A 3,453-nucleotide genomic window follows, 5' to 3' on the forward strand; every position below is an offset into this window, starting at 1 on the left:
TGCTCCATCCAGTCCATCGTGGCGGCACCGTCGTGCACTTCGCCGATGTTGTGGGACTTACCAGTGTAAAACAGGATCCGTTCGGAGCAGGTTGTTTTGCCTGCGTCGATGTGGGCCATGATGCCGAAATTGCGGTAGCGTGAGAGCGGATAGTCGCGTGCCATTGGGCTGCTTCCTCGAATATATCTGAAACGGATAAATCGCGCCCCGGGGTGGGACGCGACGGGAACGGCTTATGCCGCCCGAATTACCAGCGGTAGTGGCTGAACGCTTTGTTCGCGTCGGCCATCTTGTGGGTGTCTTCGCGCTTCTTAACAGCAGTACCGCGCGATTGAACAGCGTCCAGAAGCTCACCTGCAAGGCGCTCTTCCATGGTGTTCTCGTTGCGGGCGCGGGACGCTTTGATCAACCAGCGGATCGCCAGTGCTTCGCGACGCTCGGGGCGCACTTCGACAGGAACCTGATAGGTGGCACCACCAACGCGGCGCGAACGCACTTCGACGGACGGCTTGATGTTGTCCAGTGCTTCGTGGAAGACTTCGATGGGCGCGCGTTTGATTTTGTCTTCAACACGGTTCATCGCGTTGTAAACGATACGCTCCGCAACCGACTTCTTACCGTCGATCATCAGGTTGTTCATGAATTTGGTGAGAACCAGATCACCGTATTTGGCGTCTGGCAGTACTTCGCGTTTTTCAGCGGCGTGACGACGTGACATTTAAAGCTCCTAATTGTCAGTTGCCGAGGCAGGTTTGGTCCAGTGCGTCTGGTGCATATTGCACCCCGATCGTCCGGCGCTCAGTCTTACTCGGCTCACTCCCTTACGGGAAAACATGGCGGGCGGCGGGATCCGGCATCGTGTATCTGCGATGCGCGACCCCAAACCGACCCAAATTACTTTGGCTTCTTTGCACCATATTTGGAGCGACGCTGCTTACGGTCTTTAACGCCTTGCGTATCAAGAACACCGCGCAGGATGTGGTAGCGCACACCGGGAAGGTCTTTTACACGGCCGCCGCGGATCAGAACAACCGAGTGTTCTTGCAGGTTGTGCGATTCACCCGGGATGTAGCTGATGACTTCGAAACCGTTGGTCAGGCGCACTTTGGCAACCTTACGCATGGCCGAGTTCGGCTTCTTAGGTGTGGTGGTGTAAACACGTGTACAAACGCCGCGCTTTTGCGGGCATTCTTGCAGGTGCATGGATTTCGAACGTTTGATTTTAGGCTGGCGCGGTTTGCGGATCAGCTGTTGGATCGTTGGCATTCCGGTTTTATCCCCGTTTAGCTCACATAAGTGGTGCAGCGGGGCGGACCCCAGTGCGGTTTCAAATTCGGTCACTTCGCACGTCCACGAAGCCTATCTTCCGCCCTACACCACTGGCGCAAAGCAAAATCACCGCAGCGTTCCCGTACCGAGGAAAACGAAGCGGTGGGGTAACAGAGGATCGAGTCAGCAGTAGACCGGATCGTGACCACAGTAGATATGATGTCGGCAAAGCAGGGCGACCCCCGCATCCGAGATAAGGGGCGTATAGGCAGAGTCGTCCACGCTGTCAACAGCCCCCGCCCCCAAGCCGCCCATGGCACGCCAAACGGGTATTCCGCCTTGCAAGATACCCCGGCTACCGCGCATATTTATGCCACATTATTCGGACAGGGCGGATCACGATGCAGGTACTTGGGCTATGCCGCTTTTCCTATCCGGCGCTTGGCGGGTTTCAGGTCGGGCATGACACCACCGCTGATCGTATCGCCTACCTTTATGATCCCGCGCGGCTTGAGGAAAGGTTCCGCCTGTTCGAAACCGTCGCCCTGCCCTGCCTGATGGCGCAAACAGACCCGGATTTCGAAATGATCGTGCTGGTCGGCGATCGCTTTCCCCCTGTCCATCTGGAACGGCTAAAGGCCTTGCTCGCCCCCCTGCCCCAAGCGCGGATTGTGGTAGAGCCGCCGCGCCCGCACCGCGAGGTGATGAAAGAGATTTTGAACAAGGCCCGCCACGCGCGCTCTGAACCCTGTGTGCAATTCCGCTTTGATGACGACGACGCGATTGCAGTCGATTTCGTGGCCAAGCTGCGTAAAGCTGTTGATGACGCCGCCCCGCTCCTGGTCCAGCACAAGTCCGTCGCGCTTGACTGGAACAAGGGCTACGTGGCCGAGTTCGGCGCGGATGGTATCACGGCGACCCCGTCGTTCCGGCCGTTCTACACCGCGGCGTTGGCAATGTTCGTGAACGCGGGGTGTCCACTTACGATCATGAACTTTGCCCATGACAAGCTGCCCCGCTTCATGCCTGCGCTGAGCTTTCCCGACCCTGCAATGTATGTCCGCGGCCACAATGGATTTAACGATTCACGCCAAAAGAATGCACGGGCGGTCGACCTATCCCCACTCAGCCCCGAGGAAGAGATCCTGTTCAAGGACCGCTTTGCCATCGACATCGACACTGTGCGCCGCGTCTTTGCCAAGGGTTAAAGCGGCGGCAGCGGGCGGGTGGTGATGCGTTCACGGTAGAGCGTGAACAGCCCCGTCGCAGCGACGATAGATGCCCCAGCAAGTGTTGACGGCACCGGCCAGTCGCCGAACACCAACCACCCGAGGAACAACGCCCAGATCAGCCCCGTATAGCGGAACGGCGCGATGAACGATACGTCGCCCACCCGCATCGTCTGCACGCTGAAATAATACCCCATCAGCACAAAGACCGCGGCTGCCGTAATGGCGATCCAATGCGCGGAAGAGACCGGAGCCCAGGGCGTGGTGAACTGCGCGAAGGTCGAAAACCCCGTCACGGCCAGCACAGCGGCGAAGGTCACGGTCATCGACGGCACCTCTTTCGACAGGCGGCGGGTGCTGAGGTCGCGCACGGTGACAAAGAACACCGCGATCAGCGCGTAGATCGACCAGATATTGAATCCGTCGGTGCCCGGTTTGACGATCAGCATCACGCCGAAGAACCCCACAAGGATCGCGGAGAAGCGCCGCCAGCCGACCTTTTCGCGATAGACCAGCGCCGCGCCCAAAGTCACAGTCAGCGGCAGGGATTGCAGAATGGCGCTGAGGTTCGCCAAGGGCATATTGAACAACGCGGTCACGAAGAAAAAGCTCGCCCCGACTTCGGCACCAGACCGGATTGCGACCAGTTTCCAATCGCGCCGGCTAAGACGCAGGTGCATCGGGCCGAGCCGCCCCCATAGCATCACGATCAACGAGATAGAGATCACACCGCGCAAGAACAGCAGCTGGAACAGGGGCACCGCCCCGCCGGTCGTCTTGGTCATCGTGTCGTTCAACACAAAGGCCGCCATAGAGCCCATCATGAAAAGTGCTCCGGCAAGGTTTGGCGACATCGGGTGGCTTTCAGTTTGTTAGGTTGGCTTATCATTGGCGCAAGCCGCGGTGGAAAACCAGCCCACCTGCGCAAATTTTGTAAACCTCCGGCGGTGGCCGT

General features: G+C 58.7%; 5 protein-coding genes. 1 reads left to right on the forward strand and 4 read right to left on the reverse strand.

What is annotated here, in order from left to right; genetic code table 11:
- The 3 genes from B3849_RS17695 to rpsL form a co-directional block, all read right to left on the reverse strand.
- On the reverse strand, positions 1-164 hold a 164-nt coding region (locus B3849_RS17695), incomplete at its 3' end, for a GTP-binding protein (RefSeq protein ID WP_414718057.1).
- Between the two features lie 83 nt (positions 165-247).
- The gene (gene rpsG, locus B3849_RS16580) at positions 248-718 is read right to left on the reverse strand and encodes a 30S ribosomal protein S7 (protein ID WP_005849857.1); all 471 of its coding nucleotides are present in this window, start codon (positions 716-718) and stop codon (positions 248-250) included.
- A gap of 176 nt (positions 719-894) precedes the next feature.
- Positions 895-1,266, reverse strand: coding sequence for a 30S ribosomal protein S12 (gene rpsL / locus B3849_RS16585; RefSeq protein WP_005849863.1), 372 nt, complete (start codon positions 1,264-1,266; stop codon positions 895-897).
- 404 nt (positions 1,267-1,670) lie between these two features.
- Between rpsL and B3849_RS16590 the strand changes: the two genes are divergently transcribed.
- Positions 1,671-2,477 carry a putative rhamnosyl transferase gene (locus B3849_RS16590; protein ID WP_286780447.1) on the forward strand — a complete coding sequence of 269 codons (807 nt, stop codon included), beginning with the start codon at positions 1,671-1,673 and terminating at the stop codon, positions 2,475-2,477.
- Here the strand turns inward: B3849_RS16590 and B3849_RS16595 are convergent.
- Positions 2,474-3,352, reverse strand: coding sequence for a DMT family transporter (locus B3849_RS16595; RefSeq protein ID WP_286780448.1), 879 nt, complete (start codon positions 3,350-3,352; stop codon positions 2,474-2,476). The genes B3849_RS16590 and B3849_RS16595 overlap by 4 nt on opposite strands.
- Positions 3,353-3,453: the final 101 nt, after the last annotated feature.

It is taken from the genome of Sulfitobacter sp. UBA4523 (assembly GCF_002388305.1).
Lineage (GTDB): Bacteria > Pseudomonadota > Alphaproteobacteria > Rhodobacterales > Rhodobacteraceae > Sulfitobacter > Sulfitobacter pontiacus.